Origin of the sequence: Collinsella aerofaciens, assembly GCF_015558785.1 — a bacterium.
Taxonomy (GTDB): domain Bacteria; phylum Actinomycetota; class Coriobacteriia; order Coriobacteriales; family Coriobacteriaceae; genus Collinsella; species Collinsella aerofaciens_P.
Map to the genome: position 1 here is coordinate 4,199 of NZ_JADMOP010000014.1, position 21,638 is coordinate 25,836.

Annotated in this window: 17 protein-coding genes, 1 tRNA gene and 2 pseudogenes; 13 read left to right on the forward strand and 7 right to left on the reverse strand. The window is 59.5% G+C overall.

Annotated elements, in window-relative coordinates; all coding sequences use genetic code 11:
- Positions 1-460: 460 nt before the first annotated feature.
- Positions 461-1,129, reverse strand: coding sequence for a hypothetical protein (locus I2G40_RS07260; RefSeq protein ID WP_195544654.1), 669 nt, complete (start codon positions 1,127-1,129; stop codon positions 461-463).
- 234 nt (positions 1,130-1,363) lie between these two features.
- Here I2G40_RS07260 and I2G40_RS07265 point away from each other — a divergent pair, with 234 nt between their 5' ends.
- The 6 genes and pseudogenes from I2G40_RS07265 (at position 1,364) to I2G40_RS07290 (ending at position 8,448) form a co-directional block, all read left to right on the forward strand.
- The gene (locus I2G40_RS07265; RefSeq protein WP_195544655.1) at positions 1,364-2,035 is read left to right on the forward strand and encodes a hypothetical protein; all 672 of its coding nucleotides are present in this window, start codon (positions 1,364-1,366) and stop codon (positions 2,033-2,035) included.
- A 442-nt stretch (positions 2,036-2,477) separates the two neighbouring features.
- On the forward strand, positions 2,478-5,105 hold the full coding sequence (clpB, locus tag I2G40_RS07270; protein WP_195544656.1) for an ATP-dependent chaperone ClpB: 2,628 nt from the start codon (positions 2,478-2,480) through the stop codon (positions 5,103-5,105).
- Between the two features lie 131 nt (positions 5,106-5,236).
- Positions 5,237-5,431 (forward strand): hypothetical protein, encoded by a 195-nt coding sequence (locus I2G40_RS07275; protein WP_225094117.1) that lies wholly within the window; start codon positions 5,237-5,239, stop codon positions 5,429-5,431.
- Positions 5,432-5,673: 242 nt separating this feature from the next.
- Positions 5,674-5,913, forward strand: a pseudogene (locus I2G40_RS09630) (transposase); the annotation flags it as partial.
- The gene (locus I2G40_RS07285) at positions 5,802-6,836 is read left to right on the forward strand and encodes an IS3 family transposase (protein ID WP_152068358.1); all 1,035 of its coding nucleotides are present in this window, start codon (positions 5,802-5,804) and stop codon (positions 6,834-6,836) included. The pseudogene I2G40_RS09630 and the gene I2G40_RS07285, both read left to right, overlap by 112 nt.
- A gap of 259 nt (positions 6,837-7,095) precedes the next feature.
- The gene (locus I2G40_RS07290) at positions 7,096-8,448 is read left to right on the forward strand and encodes an ATP-binding protein (protein ID WP_195535668.1); all 1,353 of its coding nucleotides are present in this window, start codon (positions 7,096-7,098) and stop codon (positions 8,446-8,448) included.
- A 73-nt stretch (positions 8,449-8,521) separates the two neighbouring features.
- On the opposite strand, the gene I2G40_RS07295 is transcribed toward I2G40_RS07290, so the two are convergent.
- The 3 genes from I2G40_RS07295 to I2G40_RS07305 all read right to left on the reverse strand — a co-directional run bounded on the left by I2G40_RS07295 (position 8,522) and on the right by I2G40_RS07305 (position 11,995).
- Positions 8,522-10,024 carry a hypothetical protein gene (locus I2G40_RS07295; protein ID WP_195544658.1) on the reverse strand — a complete coding sequence of 501 codons (1,503 nt, stop codon included), beginning with the start codon at positions 10,022-10,024 and terminating at the stop codon, positions 8,522-8,524.
- Between the two features lie 237 nt (positions 10,025-10,261).
- On the reverse strand, positions 10,262-11,269 hold the full coding sequence (locus I2G40_RS07300) for a DUF5692 family protein (protein WP_195544659.1): 1,008 nt from the start codon (positions 11,267-11,269) through the stop codon (positions 10,262-10,264).
- A gap of 63 nt (positions 11,270-11,332) precedes the next feature.
- Complete coding sequence (locus tag I2G40_RS07305) at positions 11,333-11,995, reverse strand: TetR/AcrR family transcriptional regulator (protein ID WP_195544660.1); 663 nt, start codon at positions 11,993-11,995, stop codon at positions 11,333-11,335.
- A gap of 189 nt (positions 11,996-12,184) precedes the next feature.
- On the opposite strand from I2G40_RS07305, the gene I2G40_RS07310 reads away from it, so the two are divergent.
- The 7 genes from I2G40_RS07310 (at position 12,185) to I2G40_RS07340 (ending at position 19,526) form a co-directional block, all read left to right on the forward strand.
- Positions 12,185-14,962 (forward strand): FAD-dependent oxidoreductase, encoded by a 2,778-nt coding sequence (locus tag I2G40_RS07310; protein WP_195544661.1) that lies wholly within the window; start codon positions 12,185-12,187, stop codon positions 14,960-14,962.
- Positions 14,963-15,156: 194 nt separating this feature from the next.
- Positions 15,157-15,654, forward strand: coding sequence for a hydrogenase maturation nickel metallochaperone HypA/HybF (locus I2G40_RS07315; RefSeq protein ID WP_195544662.1), 498 nt, complete (start codon positions 15,157-15,159; stop codon positions 15,652-15,654).
- Positions 15,655-15,922: 268 nt separating this feature from the next.
- A complete protein-coding gene (locus I2G40_RS07320; protein WP_195246705.1) occupies positions 15,923-16,912 on the forward strand; it encodes a PTS sugar transporter subunit IIB in 990 nt (329 codons plus the stop codon).
- An 18-nt stretch (positions 16,913-16,930) separates the two neighbouring features.
- Positions 16,931-17,749 carry a PTS mannose/fructose/sorbose transporter subunit IIC gene (locus tag I2G40_RS07325; protein ID WP_195544663.1) on the forward strand — a complete coding sequence of 273 codons (819 nt, stop codon included), beginning with the start codon at positions 16,931-16,933 and terminating at the stop codon, positions 17,747-17,749.
- 16 nt (positions 17,750-17,765) lie between these two features.
- A complete protein-coding gene (locus I2G40_RS07330) occupies positions 17,766-18,686 on the forward strand; it encodes a PTS system mannose/fructose/sorbose family transporter subunit IID (protein WP_035136639.1) in 921 nt (306 codons plus the stop codon).
- 120 nt (positions 18,687-18,806) lie between these two features.
- Complete coding sequence (locus tag I2G40_RS07335) at positions 18,807-19,205, forward strand: DUF956 family protein (RefSeq protein ID WP_195544664.1); 399 nt, start codon at positions 18,807-18,809, stop codon at positions 19,203-19,205.
- 245 nt (positions 19,206-19,450) lie between these two features.
- Positions 19,451-19,526, forward strand: a tRNA-Arg gene (locus I2G40_RS07340).
- 155 nt (positions 19,527-19,681) lie between these two features.
- Here the strand turns inward: I2G40_RS07340 and I2G40_RS09890 are convergent.
- The 3 genes and pseudogenes from I2G40_RS09890 to I2G40_RS07350 all read right to left on the reverse strand — a co-directional run.
- Positions 19,682-20,248 (reverse strand): annotated as a pseudogene (locus I2G40_RS09890) (dehydroquinate synthase/iron-containing alcohol dehydrogenase family protein); the annotation flags it as partial.
- A gap of 58 nt (positions 20,249-20,306) precedes the next feature.
- Positions 20,307-20,846, reverse strand: a complete 540-nt coding sequence (locus I2G40_RS09895; RefSeq protein WP_324252583.1) for an iron-containing alcohol dehydrogenase — start codon at positions 20,844-20,846, stop codon at positions 20,307-20,309.
- A 24-nt stretch (positions 20,847-20,870) separates the two neighbouring features.
- A complete protein-coding gene (locus tag I2G40_RS07350) occupies positions 20,871-21,191 on the reverse strand; it encodes a hypothetical protein (protein ID WP_195544665.1) in 321 nt (106 codons plus the stop codon).
- Positions 21,192-21,638 lie beyond the last annotated feature (447 nt).

Below are 21,638 nucleotides of genomic sequence, written 5' to 3' on the forward strand. Positions count from 1 at the left end.
GGTGGGTCTGCTCGTACATGGCTATTCGAGGATGAGATGCCCTGGAACGCCGAATCGGGAAGCACGGGCTCGGCAAAAGAGTAGAGAACGCGACCACCACAAAGGTGCCCCTTTGCGGTGGTTTTCAGTCTGTCTCGATCTGTAACATCTGGGCCGTTAAAAGTGGGCTTGGTGTTACAGATTTAGATTATCGATTCGGGTGTCTTCTGTTTATCTCGATCTGTAACAGATGGACCCTTATTTGCCGAGTAGTTGTTACAGATTTAGACAAACGGGCGCTGCCGATCATTTCATCTCGATCTGTAACATCTGGGGTCAAAAACGGCCGCTAGATGTTACAGATCGAGACAGATGAGCGCCGGAGTCGAAAATCACCACAAAGGTGCCTGTCCCCTTTGTGGTGGTGGGGGGGCGGGCTCGATGTTATTGTGATCGCTGGGCAGCATTTTAATGAATGTCTCTACAGGATTTCATCTGGGGTGGCGGGTTTGGTTGTTTTGGGGATGCCGAGTTTGGACGACGCGAAATCGTCAACATTGTCCTTAATTCCGTCTTTGGTGTAGACGGTGACCATATAGGTGCTGTGTCCGAATTCGCTCTTGTCGCGTGTTGCCCAGGCCTGCCAGTAGGCGGCCCCACTTCGCCCTTCGATTTTTCCGACACGGCGGAGTTCTGTTCGCTTTAATTTCTGGTTGCTATAGATGGTTCGACCGTCCTCCTCGGTGAGCCCGCACTGTCCAAGCATCTTGTCGAGGACTTGGTTCATGTGGCGCTCATCGGTGTTTGGTGCGTAGTCGTAGGCGAGGGTGATGGAGTCGAGTGGCTGGTCGTCGATCAGATAGTTTAGCGCCTGAGGTTCAAGGCAGAAATGGGGGGAGCATCCGTCGATCTGACCGAGCAGTGGCAACTTTGACTGCCAAAATCCGGTGGGAATTCTATCTTCGTAAAACACGCCGCGGCAGATAAAGGAGAGCGAGGTGGCACGCGAGCCGGCGTCGACCATCCCGCACAAATCGAAGGGCGAGGCGATACCGAGAGAAAAGGGCGTGATGACGATAAGGAAGAGCATCACGATGGGTACGGCGAGAATGGCGATGACGTTGCGACCGGTGGAATGAGACGGCTTCATATGATCTCCCCGAAACAAAAAGCTGTTGAGGATAGATAGAAATAGATAAATTCAGATAACAAATTAAGTTTAATCTCATGGCGTGAGATGGTCGACCGTTAGCGTCGAAACCCACCACAAAGGTGCCTGTCTCCTTTGTGGTGGTGGGGAGCGAGCGGCTTCTTTTGGTGATAGTGTTAGCTGACGGTATCATTAGGGCAAATGACGCAGATCTGCATTGCGAGGTGTTTTGCTGTGAGTCGCTCTGCCCGTATTGGATTGATTGCTCTGGCGCTTGCGATCGCCGTGGTTGGTGTGGGCGTTGTCGGTATGGCATTTCTGCCTGCTGCGGTGACGGAGCCGGTGGTTAAGCCTGTGACTCAATCAGTCGAACTTCTGACCGGCGACGAAAAACCCGAGACCATTACTGTTGATTTTGATGAGAAACCGGCAGCGCTGGGCATTAGCAATTATCCGCGCATTCAGCTTGGGGCCATGCGCTACACCATGGACGCGAGCCTAATCAGCAAAGCAACCGAGCTGCTCAAAGGCAAAACCTTTAAGCGTTGGTACGGATATGCGTCCTATCGGGCAAAAGCGAACGACATGGTTGGCGGATGCCACTCTTCCATCGAGCTGGATACCGCGAACGGCGCAAAGCTATGTGATGTCTCGTACGATCCGGGTTACGAGGGCAATGAGGGTCCGGGCATCTACATCATGGACGGCGATGTGGCCTATGTCATGGAGGGCGACCAGACCGAGCTCAACGAGTTTATGGGTCAGTGCATTCAGGATGCCTATGAACAGACCTGCTTGCCCGACCTGCAGGCTGCACGCGATAGTGGGTCTGCTCGTACATGGCTATTCGAGGATGAGATGCCCTGGAACGCCGAATCGGGAAGCACGGGCTCGGCAAAAGAGTAGAGAACGCGACCACCACAAAGGTGCCCCTTTGCGGTGGTTTTCAGTCTGTCTCGATCTGTAACATCTGGGCCGTTAAAAGTGGGCTTGGTGTTACAGATTTAGATTATCGATTCGGGTGTCTTCTGTTTATCTCGATCTGTAACAGATGGACCCTTATTTGCCGAGTAGTTGTTACAGATTTAGACAAACGGGCGCTGCCGATCATTTCATCTCGATCTGTAACATCTGGACCCAAAAACGGCTGCTAGATGTTACAGATCGAGACGGTTGGTCGTCGGGGATGCAGTGGGTCGGCGTCTCAGTACCCTATCCTTCAATCACTCAGAAAATCTTATATATAGAGACTTAGATTTGTGTATAAGATCGCGCAAAGCTGGCAACAATACTTCTCGAACAACGTGAAGCCGCCCCGTAGGGCGGCCGCCCCAAGAGAGGTGATTCCATGAGAATCGATAAGCTAGCAATGACATCGCGCGAGGCGCTGCAGACCGCCATGAGCACGGCTGCCGATGCGCAGGCCGGCGCGGTGGAGCCGATTCACCTGCTGTCTGCCCTGCTCGGTGCCGGTGAGCGCAATATCTCCGTGATCATTGAGCGCATCGGTGCCGACCCGGCCCAGCTTGCACGCTCCACACAGGATGCCATCGACCACGCGCCCAAGGTTTCGGGCGAGGGCCAGCAGATGGGCCTGTCCAATGAGCTCGTCCGCGTCATCGAGAAGGCCGAGAAGAAGGCCACCAAGATGGACGACAGCTTTGTGGTGACCGAGCATCTGCTGATGGCGCTTGCCGAGGACAAGGGCGAGGCGGGCCGCGTGCTGCGCGACGCCGGCGTCACCAAGGAGCGCATCGAGCAAGTCTACGAGGAGCTGCGTGGCGATGACCGCGTGACGTCTGCCGAGGACAAGACTCAGTTTGAGGCGCTGGAGCAGTACGGTCGCAACATCTGCGATCTGGCCCGCGCCGGCAAGCTCGACCCGGTCATCGGCCGTACCGACGAGATCCGCCGTACCATCCAGGTCCTGTCCCGCCGGACCAAGAACAACCCCGTGCTCATTGGCGAGCCGGGCGTCGGCAAGACGGCCATCGTCGAGGGCATCGCCCAGCGTATCGTGGCCGGCGACGTACCGAGCACCCTGCGCGACCGCGACCTCATCGAGCTCGACATGAGCGCGCTGGTCGCCGGCGCCAAGTACCGCGGCGAGTTTGAGGACCGCTTGAAGGCCGTGCTCAAGGAAGTGCAAAAATCGGAAGGCAAGGTCATCCTGTTCATCGATGAGCTCCACACCATCGTGGGCGCGGGTGCCACCGAGGGCTCCATGGACGCCGGCAACATCCTCAAGCCGGCGCTCGCCCGTGGCGACCTGCACGCGATCGGCGCGACCACGCTCGACGAATACCGCAAGTACATCGAGAAGGACGCGGCGCTCGCCCGTCGTTTCCAGACCGTTATGGTGAGCGAGCCTACCGTCGAGGACACCATTTCGATCCTGCGTGGTCTGAAGGAGAAGTACGAGATCTTCCACGGTGTGCATATCACCGATAGCGCGCTCGTGGCAGCTGCCGACCTCTCCGATCGCTACATCGCCGACCGCTTCCTGCCCGACAAGGCCATCGATTTGGTCGATGAGGCGGCAAGCCGCCTGCGCATGGAACTCGACAGCATGCCGGTCGAGATCGACGCCACCACGCGTCAGCTCACTCAGCTGCAGATCGAGGAACAGGCGCTCATGAAAGAGACCGATGACGCCTCCAAGGAGCGTCTGGAGGCCCTGCGCCAGGAGATTGCCGAGGTCCAGGAAAAACTCAACGTGCAAAAGGCCGGCTGGCTCAACCAGAAGAACGCCATCGACCACGTGCAAGAGCTCAAGGGACAGCTCGACGAGGCCAAGAGCGAAGAGGAGCGCGCGACGCGCAATGGCGACCTGGGCCGTGCGTCCGAGCTGCGCTACTCCGTGATTCCGGGCCTGCAGCAGCAGATTCAGGATTCCGAGGCTGCGCTCGAGGCACAAAAGCAGCAGGACGGCGAGGGCCTCAACGAACAGGTGACCTCTGATGAGATCGCTGAGGTCGTGAGTGCCTGGACCGGCGTGCCCGTGTCCAAGATGATGCAGGGCGAGCTCGACAAGCTGAAGGGCTTGGAGGGCGAGCTGCATAAGCGCGTCATCGGCCAGGACGAGGCGGTCTCCGCTGTCGCCGCGGCCGTGCGCCGCAGCCGTGCGGGTCTCTCCGATCCGGACAAGCCCATCGGCAGCTTCTTCTTCCTGGGCCCCACCGGCGTGGGCAAGACCGAGCTCGCCAAGGCGCTGGCCGAGTGCCTGTTCGATGACGAGCGCGCGCTCGTGCGTATCGACATGTCCGAGTATATGGAGAAGTTCAGCGTCCAGCGTCTGATTGGTGCGCCCCCGGGATACGTGGGCTACGACGAGGGCGGTCAGCTCACCGAGGCCGTGCGCCGTCGTCCGTACTCTGTGATCTTGCTCGACGAGATGGAGAAGGCTCATCCGGATGTCTTTAACGTGCTGCTGCAGGTACTTGATGACGGTCGTCTGACCGATGGCCAGGGTCGCCAGGTGTCCTTCAAGAACACGATTATCATCATGACGTCCAACGTGGGCTCCAAGGCCATCGCCGATCTGTCCGGTAAGGACGAGGAGGAGATGCGCCATCAGGTCGACGCTGTCATGGCTCAGACCTTCCGCCCCGAGTTCCTCAACCGTATCGACGATATCGTGGTGTTCCATCCGCTCGGCATGGCGCAGATCGAGAAGATCGTCGACATCCAGCTTGCCGACGTCCGCGCGCGCCTGGCCAAGGAGCGCATGACGCTTGCCATCACCCCGGCGGCCAAGCAGATGCTCGCCGTGGGTGGCCTTGACCCCGTGTTCGGTGCCCGTCCGCTCAAGCGCCTGGTTCAGCGCGAGGTCGTGGACGCCATCGCCGCCGCCATTATCGACGGTACGGTGCGCGAGGGCGATCAGGTGACGGTCGATGTCGACAAGGACGGCGGCTTTACCGTCGTGTGCGACAATACGCCGGCGGCCACCTACGAGGTTCCCGAAGCCGAGTAGATTTTGGGCCATGCCTTAAAATCTGCCAGTCGTCTCTAAACGCCAAGGGCGGCGGATCCAATCGGGTTCGCCGCCCTTTTTCGTGCGACAATCGATGATGTTGAACGGATGCGATGCAAGGAGCTATGCAGATGAAAGACGAGAACAAGACGAACGCACCGGTGGCTGAGGCGGCACCCGCCGCACCCAAGCCTGCGCCTAAACCGGCGCCCAAGCTGCGCGACCCCTACATCCGTGCCGAGAACGAGGACGACGACGGCTACGATCCCTACAGCGATCGCCGCCCCGAGCGCGAGCCAATGTTCGAAGCTGACCCGTGGCGCTAAGTGCCACCCAAAAGGCCACCAATAAGTTGCGGTGAAATAGGGACTGTTTTGCGGTTTGACCAGCAAAAACAGTCCCTATTTCACCGCAACTGCGTTAGGGATTTTTCTACAGGGGGAGGGTAGTCAAAAAAGCCCCGTCCCAAATTGTGAACTGCCTCCCATTTCTTGGACATGAGAAATGGGAGGCTTTTGGAGTGGGTATGATGAATTGGACACCTAGTTAAGAGCGAAAGGTGTTCAAGATGACCCAAAGAAGAAAGCGATACGACAGGCAGTTCAAGGTCTCGGCGGCAAAGGTGGTCCTGTCCGGGGAAATGACGGTCAAAGGCCTATCGGAGGAACTCGGCATAAAGGATTCGACGCTGAGAAGATGGGCCCGCGAATACGAGGAGATGGGAGACGGCGCGTTCCCCGGAAACGGCTCCCCGAAGATCAACAAGGACTACGAGATCGTGAAGCTCAAGAAGAAGGTCGAGGAGCTCGAGCGCGAGAACGAGATACTAAAAAATTTCCGGGCCTTCTTGAGTCAAGACCATGCGTGAGATTCGAGTTCCTCAAAGAGCATAGGGGCGAGATTGGCCCCATCAAGAAGGCATGCGGGCTGATGAAAGTCTCGAAATCCGGTTTCTACGAGTATCTCGGCCGGAAGAAGTCCGACGCCCAGATAGAGCGGGAGGCGATCGAAGGTTTCGTCGTCGAGGCCTTCGAGCGGCATAAGGGCCGTTACGGCTACCGGCGCATCAACCGCGAACTGCGAAAAAGCGGCATCGTCGTGAGCGAGAAGCGCGTGCTCCGCATCATGCAGAAGCTCGGACTTGCCGGAAAGGGCGCGACCCGAAAACACCGCATCCAGAAGAAGGTCGAGCCGGGAGACCCTCGGTTGAACCTGGTAGAGCGCGCTTTCACCGTGGGCGAGCGCAACAGGCTTTGGGTGGGCGACATCACCTACATACCCACAAGAGAAGGGTGGCTCTATCTCGCAGCCGTGATAGACGCCTTCTCCCGCAAGGTCGTGGGCTGGTCGATGTCCGAGCGCATCACCGAGAAGGTCGCGATCGACGCGATGGAGCAGGCGGTCGGCAGGGAGGGTCCGCCAGATGACGGCAGCCTCGTCTTCCATGACGATCAGGGCGCGCAGTACACCTCCCGTTCCTTCCAGCGGTGTCTGGACTCGCATGGCATAGTCCAGTCGGTATCAAGGCCCGGCACGCCGCTGGACAACGCGGTGGCCGAGTCGTTCTTCAAGACGCTGAAAAGGGAATTGGTGAAAGAGAGGAGCTATGGGACGAGGGACGAGGCCAAGCAGGACATCTTCAAGTACATAGAGCTCTATTACAATAGGGTGCGCATGCATTCCACCCTGGGCTACATGTCTCCAGTGGAATACGAGCGGCAATACGCTTGAGGATCCTTAAAAGAAAGTCCAGTTTATCCTTCCCACTCCACTAGTCGCTATTTAGGGCGTCCAAGATTTGGGGCGCAGTTCATTGACTGCTCGGGGAGTCGCATTCGAGCTCGGTTGTCCTCTTAGCCACTCGATATCCTTCGGAGCAATAACGGTGATAAACTTGCTTAAGTGTTAATCAAGCTACACACAATCTTGCTCTCTAATTAATCAAGAATCGGTATAATTTTGATTAGCTAGAGAGCAAGATTGGAGAATCATGGCATTCAACGACTTGATCGCCCAGAAAATAAAGGACTTTGAACAGCAGGGGGTTCCGCAGGTCTTTGAGCGAGACCTTGATCTAGGAAACCCACAGGAGCCAAAGCGCGACAACATCGTAAATGTGATTGTGGGGGCCCGCCGTTGTGGAAAGACGTATCGCCTGTATCAGGAGATGCGGCGGCTTCAGAGCCGGGGCGTCGAGCTTGACCGGATGCTTTACTTCAATTTTGAGGATGAGCGCTTGCGCCCGTATGAGCCATCGCTGCTGGCGGACGTGCTCGACACGTTCTATGCGCTGTATCCTGTTGCTCGAACCGAGGGCGCTTACATTTTCTTTGACGAGATCCAGGAAATTCCCGAATGGGGTGCGTTTCTGCGGCGTGTAGTCGATACGGAGAAAGCGACCGTCTATGTGACGGGATCTTCTTCTAAGATGCTGTCCTCAGAACTTAAGAGCGAGTTCAGGGGTCGTTCTCTTGTGCGAGAGCTTTTTCCGTTGAGTTTTTCGGAATACGTTCGATATAAGACGGGGAGCGTTCTCGAGCCAGATGCGACCTTTTCCCCGAGCGATGCAGCGCTGCTTCGACATCATCTGATCGGGTATCTTGAACAAGGGGGATTCATCGCGACACTTGAGCAGACGCCCACAGACGCGATTCAGCTGCTACAGGAATATGCTTCGCGAACGGTCGCTATGGACGTCGTTGAGCGTTACGACGTCAAGAACCCTCGCCTGGCATCGCTGTTCTTGACGCGGTGTATGGCATCTTCGGGACGAGAGCTGTCAGTGAACAAAGTGTACAACGAGTTCAAGAGCAGACAGATACCCGTCAGTCGTAATTCGCTCAGCGATTTACTTGAGTATTATGAGGACGCCTACCTGTTATTTTCTGTGCCGGAGTTCACGCGTTCACTGGCAAATAACATGCGGTCTGCGTCTAAGGTCTACGCTGTCGACCCTGCGATGTTTGGAGCATTCTCTCCCGCATCAGCATTGGACCAGGGCCAGAGGCTCGAGACCGCAGTGTTCAATGCGCTAAGAAGAAAGACTCCCGCGGTGAGGACCGGCTCGGTCTGCCGCCTGCTGATCAAAGAGAAGAGCAAAAGCCATGAGGTGGACTTTGTGGCTGGGGACGCGCTTCTCATGCGGGCTTATAGCCTGATTCAGGTGAGTGCGGATATGGCACGTGAGAAAACGCGCGAGCGCGAAATTGCCGCGCTTGATGCCTCGATGGCCCAGTTCGATCTTGGCGAGTCGGCAATCGTTACCATGGATGAACAGACCGATATTTCATGCGAGCACGGTGTGGTCCACGTTGTGCCCGCATGGAAGTGGCTCCTTGCCTAATCATCTATGGACCTGTGGGGTCAGGACCTCCTGGCTCCCTCATCACGGTTGGGGAGCACCTTGCTGCGCCAGGCTAGTCCTGGGCTTTGATACTCGGCATCAGAATCTGGGCGAGGTAGTCGGTCTCGAGTTTGGCGGCGGCGTCGGCCTTGCCGTCTTTGCCGACCAGCACGTTCTTGATCTGGCTATAGGTATAGCGGTTGCCGGTCGTAAGCTCGACAAGCTCAATGGCCGTGTCCATGGGGTAGGTTGACACGGGGTTCTGCGTCTGTCCGTTGATGGTCTGGGGCACCACGTACGGATAGACGGGGCCGCTGGCGTAGACGGTATAACCGTTGCCTAGATTGGCCGCGCCCAAAACCGTATCGCCTTCATCGGGCGTAAAGCTCTCGCCCTCGCGCACCGCGACGAGCGTCACGAGCGGCGTATTGGCGTCGTCGCCCAGATAGATGCATAGCGTGCTTCCGTTTTGCCAAGTTGCGACCTTGCCGTACCACTCGACGGGAATATCGAGTTGGTAGAGGTCGGTTGCCTTGTGGCGAGCGTCAGCATCACGGGATGCCTGTGCCTTTTGCGCGCTCACGGCATTGACGGCGGCGTCGCGCCGCGCGGTTGCTGCCTGCTGGAGCACTTTGGCAGCCGCGGCGGAGCTCGCACCGCCCTCCTCGGCATACTTGGCGGCGGCATCGATCTGGTCGTCGGTCACCGTGTCGGCTGAGGGCACCTTAAGCTTAAAGGTGGCTTGAGCGCGCAGATCCTGCCCGTCATTCTTGACCGTAACCTGGGCCTTGGTGGTCGGGACGGTGTAGATGGTGCCGTCGGCCGCGATGGGGGAGGCGGCGATGGAGAACGTGTAATCGCCGGGCAGCAGCTTAATGCCGCGACCGTGCTCGTCAACGTAGAGCGTTTCGCTCACGGAAGAACCGTCGGAATCCTGACCGCTCACCTGCACGGGAATCTTGGAGCCAGTTGAGCAGTCGAGGCCCGCGGCATGCACGCCAATCTGCACCGACATCATGGTATGGGCGTTTGCGGCAAGCACGGCAGCCTGCTCTTGTTGATATCCGTTCCAGGCAGCATAGCCTGCGCCGCCGGCAACAAGCGCGACGGCTACGACGCCGGCAACCATCAGATTGCGGCGCTTGGGCGACATTTTGCGATGGCGAACCTCGGCCTCATGTGCCGAGGGAACGGACGGCAGGGGAATATCGCCCATGGCGATGGTCTCGTCCACGGCAGGCGCGGAGCCCAGGCCGGGAAGCTTGCGGGTCAGCGAATCTTCGGCCGGTAAGCTGTCGAGCAAGATGGTTTCCTCGCTCGTGTCGGATTCGGGCTGGTCGTCGGCCTCGCATTCGGATTCCTCGCGCTCCGTCTCGTCTTCGGTGGGCGCGGCGCCATCGGCTTTTGCATCCCGATCATCGGGCTGCGCCTCGATTTCCGGCTCATCCTGCACATCAACGCTCGAATCGTCAAACGCAATCTCGGCCAGCGCGATCTGGTCTAGGCTCTCCAGGGCCTCGGCACACGCTTCTGCATCCTGGGCCGCGTCCTCTTGGCCCATCGTCTCATCTTTCATATATCCCCCAAGCTCAATATCGGGACAACAATGTACCCAAAATTGGGGTCACATAGAGCTGTCGGGCGGTTGGAAATCTGATTTTATCTGTGAGAGAGGTTTTGCATATGTGCGTGAATGCGCGCAACAACAAAATGCCCCGGAAAGCGGGCGAATCGCTTTCCGGGGCTGCGCATGACGCGCGATTGCGGCGTCGGCTAAGTTTGCCTACATCCAAATGTGGACGGAATAAACGCGTTACTCGGCGTGTGCGTAATCAACCTTGGCGCGGCGAGCGGTGGCCTTCTCCCAATCGCTGGTGCCCTCAAAGACATCCTGCTTGTAGGGGTTGCGGCCGAGCTTCTTGGCGCGGTAGGCGATGTAGATGATCGCGGCGACGTTGGCGACCAGAGCGGCGATCGAGACCGCGGTAGCGGCGCCGGGGTCGAGCGTGGAGTGGGTCACAAAGATGGACTCCTCCTGGAAGTACGGGAACACCTGGGCAAACATGCACCAAATGGCCAGCGTAAAGGCGCGGTTCTGGATCCAGCCGCCCTTGTTCCAGATAAAGGCGGCGACGGTGGGCGCCAGAAGCAGCGCAAAGCCGCAGAACCAGGAGTGGGTGGGCAGGCAGTTGTAGGTGTAGCAGAAGTTCCAGATATCGTAGGCGATGATGTAGACCCAGGTCATATCGGGCCACAGCATGTCGGTCTGATCCTCGGAGGCGTAGACGCTCCACCAACCGGTCATGCAGAAGATGTTGATAATACCGGCGATGCCGTTGAACACGTTGTTCCAGCCGGCCAGCTGCGTAGCACCTTCGGAGGTGACCCAGGTGGACTCGCCCAGGACAAAGAAGTGATAGGCGCTCTCAAAGTCGGACACGACGGCGATCATGATGTTGATGGCGACGATCACAAACGGCCATGCGCGGAACCAATGCGCCTTGCCAATCTTGCCCCACTGGTACTTAATGGCAATGAAGCCCCAGCAACCGGCCAGCGCCGCGTATACCTTGGCGTAGTGGAACCAGCTGTTCTGGTACACATGGGTGGGGTTGGTGAGCGCCCACTCGGCACCCTGCGAGACGCCGATGGCGATGGCGACGCAGTAGATGGTCATGGCCAGCGGAGCCACGCCAAAGATGATTGCCGCGCCCAGCTTGGTGCGGCGGCCGACCTCGTTGAGCACGATCAGGCCAATAAAGACCATGGCCCAGCCGGCCCAGTGGATAAGGGTATCGCTACCCCAAACATCGAACAGCATGCTGCTCTCCTTTCACACGCCCGCGGCCCCTCTTCTGATCGCGGGCAGTTTGGCCAAATGTCGTCAGTTCTGGGGCTTGCGCTCCGGATACTTGGCGGTATAGCCCTCGATGTGGAGTGTCGAGGCGATGATTTCCTTGACCGTCTCGTCGGGCACATCGGGGTGCGTGCGGATATACATCAACAACCCCATGATGAGGGTGTAGAACGTCTCGTAGACATGGTCGATGCGTAGCTCATGATGGGCGGCAAAATCCACCACGGTGGTGTCGCAGATATACTGCGCCACACGCTGGACCACGTTGTGCAAAAAGCCGCCGTAGAGCGCGCCGCTGCTTGAGGTGAGCGTACTCGGCAGCTCGTGGCCGCTGACGACCAGGCGCTTAAAGAGCGGGGCGACGGTGTCGAGTGCGCCCTCGATATCACCGACGGTGCGGTTGGCATTCCACTGCTCGAGCTCGGAGATAAAACCGTCGATCGCCTCGTCCATGACGGCGGTGACAGCGGCGTCCATGTCGGCAAAGTAGTGGTAGAACAATGAGCGCGTGCAGCCGGCTCGCTTGGTCACGGCCGAGACGGATAGATGCGACACGCCTAGCTCAGAGCTCACGGTGCGCACGGCGGCGAGGATCTCGCGACGGCGTTCGTCGCCCGTCAAGCGCTTTGCCGCGCTATCGGATGCGGGGACGGCATTGACCACAGAGGTATCTGCTGTGTTGTTGCTCATGTTTTGCCGCCTTTCATCCTCTTTTGCCTGACCGTTCGCCTAACAGTCTTGAATATTGTTGACGGTTCGTCAATACTATTTTTGACACAATGTCAACTAATGGCGGGTGAACGGCATGGGGGCATGCCCGGCCTGCAAAAAAGAGGGGTGCCGCGGTCTCGCCGGGCTGTGGCAAGAGAAGGGACAACCATGATTCTCAACGGACCGGGGATTAGCTACACCGAGCCCGACATCGGTTCGGAGTTCGTGCCGCCGCTGCCGGAGCATCCGCGCGAGGCCATCGTCAAGCTGTGCGAGCACTGCACCAACCGTCTGCTGCATCGCGATGAGCTGCTGGGCTACGAGTACTGGTCGTTTGCCGAGGCCGCGACTGACGAGCAGGCCGAAGTGCTCTGCAAGATGAAGATGCGCCGTCCCTATACGCTGCCCGAGATGGTCAAGCTCACCGGCATGCCCGAAGCCGATATCGAGAAGATGCTCGACGATATGAGCTACACGGGCCTGCTCGAGTACAACTGGGAAAACCCCGAGCGCGCCAAGCAGTGGGTGCTGCCCATGCTGGTGCCGGGTTCCGCTGAGTTTCTCAACATGCGCGTGAGCCAGCTCGAGGAGCACCCGGTCTATGCCAAGTTCTTTGAGCAGGCGTCCAAGGGACCGCTGTCCAAGGCCACGCCGATGGTGCCGCCCGGTGGTGCCGGCATCGGCATGCATGTCATTCCGGTCGAGAAGGCTATCGATGCCGCGAGCACGTCGGTGCCGATCGAGCATATCGAGCATTGGCTCGACAAATACGATGGCAAATATGCCGCTGGCACCTGCAGCTGCCGCGCGAGCCGTCGCGTGATGGGTGAGGGCTGCGCCGACGACCCGGCCGATTGGTGCATCGCCGTGGGCGATATGGCCGACTACGTGGTCGAGACCGACCGCGGCCATTACGTGACGCGCGACGAGGTTTACGACATCCTGCGCCAGGCCGAGGACAACGGCTTTGTGCACCAGATCACCAACATCGACGGCGAGAACAAGATCTTCGCCATCTGCAACTGCAACGTCAACGTGTGCTATGCCCTGCGCACCTCGCAGCTGTTCAACACGCCCAACCTGTCGCGCTCGGCCTATGTCGCCAAGGTCGAGAAGGACAAGTGCGTGGCCTGCGGTCGCTGCGTTGAGGTGTGCCCGGCCGGTGCCGCCAAGCTCGGCCAGAAGCTCTGCAGCAAAAAGGCCGGCGGACAGGTGCCCGATTATCCGCGCCAGGAGCTGCCCGATGCCACCAAGTGGGACCACACCAAGTGGTCGCCCAACTACCGCAACGATAACCGTATCGAGACGCACGAGTCCGGCACCGCGCCCTGCAAGACGGCTTGCCCCGCGCACGTTGCCGTCCAGGGCTACTTAAAGCTCGCGGCGCAGGGCCGCTATGACGAGGCGCTGGCGCTCATCAAGCGCGAGAACCCGCTGCCCGCTATCTGCGGCCGTGTGTGCAACCGCCGCTGTGAGGATGCCTGCACCCGTGGCCGTGTGGACGCCGCCGTGGCTATCGACGAGGTCAAGAAGTTTATCGCCCAGCGCGATCTTGATGCCGCGACCCGCTATGTCCCACCCGTGGTGACGCCGACGCGCGCCGGCGGCTTCGATCAGAAGATCGCCATCATCGGTGCCGGCCCGGCCGGTCTGTCCTGTGCCTTCTATCTGGCCGAGAAGGGCTACAAGCCCGTCGTGTTCGAGAAGAACGAGCACCCGGGCGGCATGCTCACCTATGGCATTCCCAGCTTTAAGCTGGAGAAGGACGTTATCGAGGCCGAGGTCGAAGTTATTCGCCTGATGGGTGCCGAGTTCCGCTATGGCGTGGAGGTCGGTCGCGATGTGACGCTCGACGAGCTGCGCGCGCAGGGCTTTAAGGCCTTCTACGTTGCCATTGGCTGCCAGGGCGGCCGCCTTGCGGGCATTCCGGGCGAGGGTGCCGAGGACGTGACCGTGGCCGTCGACTTCCTTCGCGAGGTTAACAGCGGCAAGATCGATTCCCTGTCCGGCCGCACCATTGTGGTGGGCGGCGGCAACGTGGCTATCGATGTCGCGCGCAACGCCTGCCGTCTGGGTTCCGAGCACGTTGAGATGTTCTGCCTGGAGAGCGATGCCCAGATGCCTGCCAGCGAGGAGGAGCGTCGCGAGGCCATTGAGGATGGCGCGCACATCAGCTGCGGATGGGGCCCCAAGGAGATTCACCTGGACGAGGCCGGTCGCGTGTGCGGCATCACCTTCAAGCGCTGCACGCGTGTCTTTGACGACGAGGGCCGTTTTGCGCCCGAGTACGACGAGAACGATCTGCGCCGTGTCGATGCCGACCGTGTCGTCATGTCGATTGGCCAGTCCATTGTGTGGGGCGACCTGCTGGCTGGCTCCAAGGTGGAGCTCGGCCGCGGCCAGGGCGCCCTGGCCGATCCCCAGACTTACCAGACCGCCGAACCCGACATCTTTGTGGGCGGCGACGTCTACACCGGCCCCAGCTTTGCCATCGATGCCATTGCCGCCGGCCACGAGGCTGCCGTGTCCATCCATCGCTTTGTGCAGCCGGGCTCCACGCTCACCATCGGCCGCAACCAGCGCCGCTACACCGCGCTCGACCGCGACGATGTCGTGATCGAGAGCTACGACAACGCGAGCCGCGAGGTTGCGCATGTGGACCGCGAACGCGAGAAGGCTGCGCCGTTTAGCGAGTATGTTGAGACCTTTACCGAGGAGCAGGTGCGCGCCGAGACCGCCCGCTGCCTGGGCTGCGGCGCCTCGATCGTCGACCCCAACAAGTGCATCGGCTGCGGCCTGTGCACCACCAAGTGCGCGTTCGACGCCATCCATCTGGATCGCGACCGCCCCGAGTGCTCCACGATGGTCAAATACGAGCAAAAGCTTCCAAGCCTGGGCAAGTACGCGCTCAAGCGCGCCATCAAGATTAAATTCGGGAAGAAGTAAGAAACGCAACAAGCAGGAGAACGGCGCAGAGAGCGGTTGGACAGCGAGCGAGTCCCAGGCGTGGCGAGGTGCCTTGAAAGAGGAGGGCATAGGGCTTTTGCCCATGCCCGACGATTGAAAGGCAGATCGCCCGTCTGGGGCTCGCGCAGCGTCAAGCCGACCGCCGTTCGGTAGAACGGCGGAAGGAATTAAAAGTGCACGAGCTCGGAATCGTCTATCACATCATTCGCGATGTTGAGAATGTGGCGCGCGCTCATGGCGTGCGTCGCGTTTCGAGCGTCACGCTGCTGCTGGGCGAGGTCTCGGGCGTCGTCCCCGATCTACTACTCGACGCTTGGCGCTGGGCGGCGGATAAAAAGCCTATCACGCAGGGCGCGGAGCTTATCGTGGAGCCTGTCGAGGCCGTGACGCATTGCGAGGCGTGCGGCCGCGACTACGCGACGGTCGAGCACGGCAAGACTTGCCCCCATTGCGGCAGCGGTGAAACATACCTGCTGCAGGGCCAGGAGGTCATGATCAAACAGATCGAGACCCCCGACGAGGACCCGGCAGACGCTGCTCCTGACGGCCTCTCCGACGCCCCCGATGCCGTCGACGCCGCCAACCCTCTCCACATCGCCCAACATCTAATGTCTACATGGGCTAGAGTTCTAAACATATTTGCTTCGGTTAGTCAAGTCATGTCTGTTTAAACAAAATGGTGGCACGCAGACGCATTGGGATTCACCTAAAAGCGGTCTTAACGAACGGTGCACCTTTATATGTCTTTGAAAACAATCAGCAAATCACGTTTTAGCAGGCAATGAGCTATAAGCCAGCAACGTAATCAACTTGTAACAAACTTAGACGTTTAATCAAATAATGCAACCTTTTGCGAATTTAGCTATAATTCCACAATCCAAATAGGTATACTCCTTTCATGTCGTGTAGGAAATACGTAGACAAAAAGGAGGTTATGTGATGGTAAGTATTGTTCTTGCTAGCCACGGGGACTTGGCAGCTGGAATCAAGCAGACGGGCTCGATGGTCTTTGGCGATCAGCCGTCTGTTGCCGTGGTCTCGCTCGAGCCGAGCATGGGCCCCGACGATTTCCGTGCCAAGGTCGAGGAAGCAGTCGCTTCCTTCGAGGACCAGGAGCAGGTGCTCTTCCTCGTTGATCTGTGGGGCGGCACGCCGTTCAACCAGATCAGCGGACTCATCGAGGGCCACGATTCCTGGGCTATCGTCACCGGTGTCAACCTGCCTATGCTCATCGAGGCATATTCGCAGCGCTTTGACGCAAAGAACACTGCACATGCGATCGCAAAACATCTCGTGACTGAGGCTAAGGCTGGCGTGCGCGTCAAGCCCGAGTCTCTGGAGCCCGAGGAGAAGAAGCCGGCTGCGGCCGCCGCTGCTCCTGCAGGCGCTATTCCTCCGGGAACGGTCATCGGCGACGGGCACATCAAGATTGCCCACGTCCGTATCGACACCCGTCTGCTTCATGGTCAGGTGGCCACCACGTGGACCAAGCAGATCAACCCCAACCGCATCATCGTGGTTTCCGACGGCGTTGCTCACGACGAGCTCCGCAAGACCATGATCGAGCAGGCTGCCCCTCCGGGAGTCCATGCCAACGTCGTGCCCATCAAGAAGATGGCCGAGGTCGTCAAGGACACGCGTTTTGGTGACACCAAGGCCATGCTGCTCTTCGAGAACCCGCAGGATCTGCTCAAGGCCATCGAGGCCGGCGTCGACATCAAGGAAGTCAACATCGGTTCCATGGCTCACTCCAAGGGCAAGGTCGTCGTCACCAACGCCGTCGCTATGGGCGATGACGACGTTAAGACCCTCGAGGCCCTCAAGGCCAAGGGCGTCAAGTTCGAGGTCCGCAAGGTTCCTTCGGATGCCTCCGAGGATCTCGACGCCATGTTGAAGAAAGCTAAGGCCGAACTGGCCGCTCAAGCATAGTAAAGGAGGGTCCGATACATGTCTGCAATCACTATTCTGCTTGTTGCGATTGTCGCGTTGCTTGCCGGTATGGAAGGCGTTCTGGATGAGTTCCAGTTCCATCAGCCGCTCGTGGCATGCACGCTTATCGGTCTCGTAACCGGTCACCTTCAGGAGGGCATCCTCCTGGGCGGTTCGCTCCAGATGATGGCCCTTGGCTGGGCTAACGTCGGCGCCGCCGTCGCGCCTGACGCCGCTCTGGCCTCGGTCGCTTCTTCGATCATCATGGTGCTCGCCCTCAACGGCGGCGCCACTGATTCGGCCAAGGCCGTTACCGCGGCCATCGCCGTCGCCGTCCCGCTGTCGGTCGCTGGTCTGTTCCTGACCATGATCTGCCGTACCATTGCTACCGCTATCGCTCACGCCATGGACGGTTGCGCCGAGAAGGGCGACTTCTCCGGCATCGAGCGCTGGCAGTACGCTGCCATCCTCATGCAGGGCCTTCGTATCGCCATCCCGGCAGTACTTCTGTGCGTCATCCCGGCCGAGGCTGTTACCAACGCGCTTAACGCTATGCCCGACTGGCTGTCCGGCGGCATGGCCGTCGGCGGCGGCATGGTCGCTTCCGTCGGTTACGCCATGGTCATCAACATGATGGCCACCAAGGAGACCTGGCCGTTCTTTATCCTCGGCTTTGTCCTTGCTGCCATCCCTCAGCTCACGCTGATCGCCCTTGGCCTCATCGGCATCTCCCTTGCCCTCATCTACCTTGGCCTTAAGGATCTGGCCAAGCAGGGTGGCGGCATGGGCGGTGGCTCCGGCGACCCGCTCGGCGACATTCTGAACGATTACGAGTAGGAGGGGAGTGATACATATGGCAGAGAACAAGATTCAGCTCACCAAGGCTGACCGTAAGAAGGTTTGCTTCCGTCATCAGTTCCTTCAGGGCTCGTGGAACTACGAGCGTATGCAGAACGGCGGCTGGTGCTTCGCAATGATCCCTGCGATCAAGAAGCTCTACACCAGCAAGGATGACCAGATTGCCGCTCTTAAGCGCCACCTGGAGTTCTATAACACCCACCCCTATGTTTCCGCCCCCGTCATTGGCGTTACCCTCGCCCTCGAGGAGGAGCGCGCCAACGGTGCTCCGATCGATGACGTCGCCATCCAGGGCGTCAAGGTCGGTATGATGGGCCCGCTCGCCGGCGTCGGTGACCCCGTCTTCTGGTTCACCCTTCGCCCGATTCTGGGCGCTCTGGGCGCTTCCCTGGCCATGTCCGGCAGCATCGTCGGTCCGCTGCTGTTCTTCTTCGCGTGGAACATCATCCGTTACGCTTTCCTGTGGTACACACAGGAGTTTGGCTACAAGGTCGGCTCCTCTATCGCCAAGGACCTCTCCGGCGGTCTGATGGGCAAGGTCACCGAGGGCGCTTCCATCCTGGGTATGTTCATCATCGGCGCCCTGGTCGAGCGCTGGGTGTCCATTTCCTTCACCCCGATCGTCTCCACGGTCAAGCAGTCTGCTGGCGCCTTTATCGACTGGGCTAGCCTGCCCTCCGGTTCCGAGGGTATCAAGGAAGCGCTGACGATGTACAACTCCGTCGGTGCTACCGCCCTTGATCAGATGAAGGTCACCACGCTCCAGGGTAACCTCGATCAGCTCATCCCCGGCCTTGCCGCCGTGTGCCTGACCCTGCTGGTCTGCAAGCTCCTCAAGAAGAAGGTTAGCCCGATCGTCATCATCCTGGCTCTCTTCGCCGTCGGCATCATCGGTCGCTTCTGCGGCTTCATGTAAGCACGCTTCGGCTTAAGACCGAGAGTTGCTAGGTAAGGGCTTTTGAGCCATTGAAACGGACCGCACCCGGTGGGTACACTGGATGCGGTCCGATTGTTTTTATTGGAGGGCGAGGCGCGTATGGCGCAATCTCAGAACAGCAAGGTCGATCTGGCAACGCCGGCAACCTGCCTGATGGGGCTTACCAGCCACGGTAACGTGATGGTGGGCAATAAGGCGTTCGAGTACTATAACGAGCGCAATCCCGAGGATTATATTCAAATCCCGTGGGACGAGGTCGACTATATTGCCGCCGAGGTTTTGCGCGGCACCAAGAAGATTACGCGTTTTGCCATCTTCACCAAGGACAACGGTCACTTTACGTTTTCGACGCGCGACGACAAAGAGACGCTTCGTGCGGTCCGCAAGTACGTCGACGAGGATAAGCTCGTGCGTTCGCCCGACTTTATCGACGTGACCGCTAAGGGCGCCAAGAGCATCCCCTCCGTTATCAAAAACCTTTTCCACAGGGGTGACTAGTTGCCTGCGATAGATGGCGGAAAATGCATCCCGGAATTTATTCTCATTCCGGGATGCATTTTCCTTTTGAGCGCCAGTCGGGAAATTTCCTTTTCATGTGGTTAGAGGAAACTCCATCCCATTTTTTCGCTTTATTCTTTCCGATATTGAGGATTATCTACGGCGACAATTCGCTATAAAGCCTTCTTGATGAGTGGACATGCGCTACATGGCAAAGGGGCAAATCTGCTACACTAGTACAACATGCCTCCGTAGCTCAGGGGATAGAGCACCGCTCTCCTAAAGCGGGTGTCGACGGTTCGAATCCGCCCGGGGGCACCAGGGAATATGACGGCGTCGCGGGAGCGGCGCCGTTTCTGGTTTGCGGGGGCCGCCGTGCTGCTCGCCCGTGGGGGATGGGCATCTGTTTCCTGGAGTGTGCTGCGGTAAATCTTTCTCGCGTCGTCCAGCGTGAGCTTCTTGAAGCTGCCGAAGAGCTCTCCGCGGTTGATCTTGAGGTCCGGAATCATCTTTTCGATATCGTCCTCGGTGACTCCGAACTCCGATAGCGTGCGCGGCATTCCCAGCGAGACGTTGAAATCCTGCAGCTCGTCGATGGTCGCTTCGACCGCGTACTCGATTGCCTGCTCGGGGGTTACCTCCACATCGAGCTCGTCCGCGTCCGAATCGACGGGTTCGACGCCAAAGGCCTGGGCGCTGAACTCCAGGAAGCGCTCGGGGTGCTCTCGCCATGCGTAGCGCAACCAGGCGGGGAAGATGACGGCGAGGCCGGCGTCGTGCGTGATCTTGGTGTCCAGTGCGGACAGCTCGTGCTCAAGGACGTGGCAGGTCCAATCGCCGTCGCGCAGGCCGAGGACACCCAGGCCGCAGCCGGCGAGGCCGTTATGGGCGAGCGTACCCACCCACATGATCTCGGCGCGGGCGTCGTAGTCATCTGGGTTCTCCATCACCTTGGACGCCGCCTCCATCGCAGCGCGCACTGGCCCGCAGGCGCTGTTGTCGGTTACGCCCACGGCGGGCTCGCCGGAGAAGAGTCGCTCCATGTATGGGCGATCATGTCGGTCACTCCCGCGGCGGTCTGGTAGGCGGGCAGGGTGAAGGTCAGTTCCGGGTCGAGGAAGGCGATGGCTGGGCGGTTGAGGTCCGTGTTAATGCCGCATTTGAGGTGCTCCTCGTCGTTGCTGATAACGCAGGAGTTAGAGGCCTCGGACCCGATGCGGGGATGGTCGCCACGCAGGCGACGTCGATGCGGTCGGCGGGAACGGCGCGCTTGCGGAAGAAGTCCCATACGTCGCCGTCGTATACCGCCCCCAGCGCGATGGCCTTCGCGCAGTCCATGGCTGAGCCGCCGCCCACGGGCAGGATGATGTCGACGTCGTTTTCCCGTGCGAGCTCGACGCCTTCTCGCACCAAGCCTATTTCGGGGTTTGGACGCACCCCTCTAAGCTCGATGTGCTCCACGCCCGCGGCGTCGAGCGATGCCTTCACGTGGCCGAGCGTTCCGCAGCGGACTACGGAACCCTTGCCGTAGACAATGAGCGCTCGGCGGTGGCCGGAGACGGACAGGGTCTCCCCAACCTTGTCGGTCACTTTTCGTCCAAAGACAAAGCGGGTGGGGGAGTAGAGGGAGAAATCGTTCATGGAGCTCCAATCTGGCGTTTCGCCCTACATGCGCGGAGGAGTTTTTCGGGCGCATCGCCTGCATTCGCGTCGCAATCTCGGCGGCGCGGTGCGGTCCGTGGATTCCATCGTATCGCCCGCGGCATCCCTTACCGACGATTGGGGCGAGTCTGCATTTCGCGGCGCGACGTCCACCTGGCGGACGATATCCGTTCGCGACACGTGGCCGTCCCGGTCGCAATAGCGTATGCGCACCGGGTCGCCGAGATGGGCCTGTGACCCCTTCTCCTGATGCGAGCGCGCGAGACGGACGAGCAGCGGCGCGAGCACCTGCTCGACCGTCTCCTCCCGATACCACGCCGCCACGGGCAACCCGTTCACGTCAAACCCGTACGTTCGCCATGCCATTCGCCTCGCCGCCTTCGCCGAACGAAACCGCGTATCCAGACCGCCGGTCCCCAACCCAGCACTTCGACGAGCCTTCGCGCGCACTTCTGCGGTCGGGATGCGCCCGTGAGGCGCTCGGCAGGCAGCGCCATTGCCGCTCGCTGTGTCGAGCGCGAGTGTCGAGAAGTCGCCACATGCCACTCAGATGTAGCATGGAGTGCCGAAGCGCACGCGCCCGTGACGAAACACTGGCGCCAACCCGTTCCGCGCACCACCCCGCCCGTAAGGTGTGTGGCGAAAGGAGGACCAGCCGCATGAACATCCCCGAGACACAGAGCCTACCTCGATCGCATTCCGCACGAGCTTCTCTGACATTTCCGCCCATTACCACGTGGAGGTCCCCGTCACGGAGATCGCCTACGCATA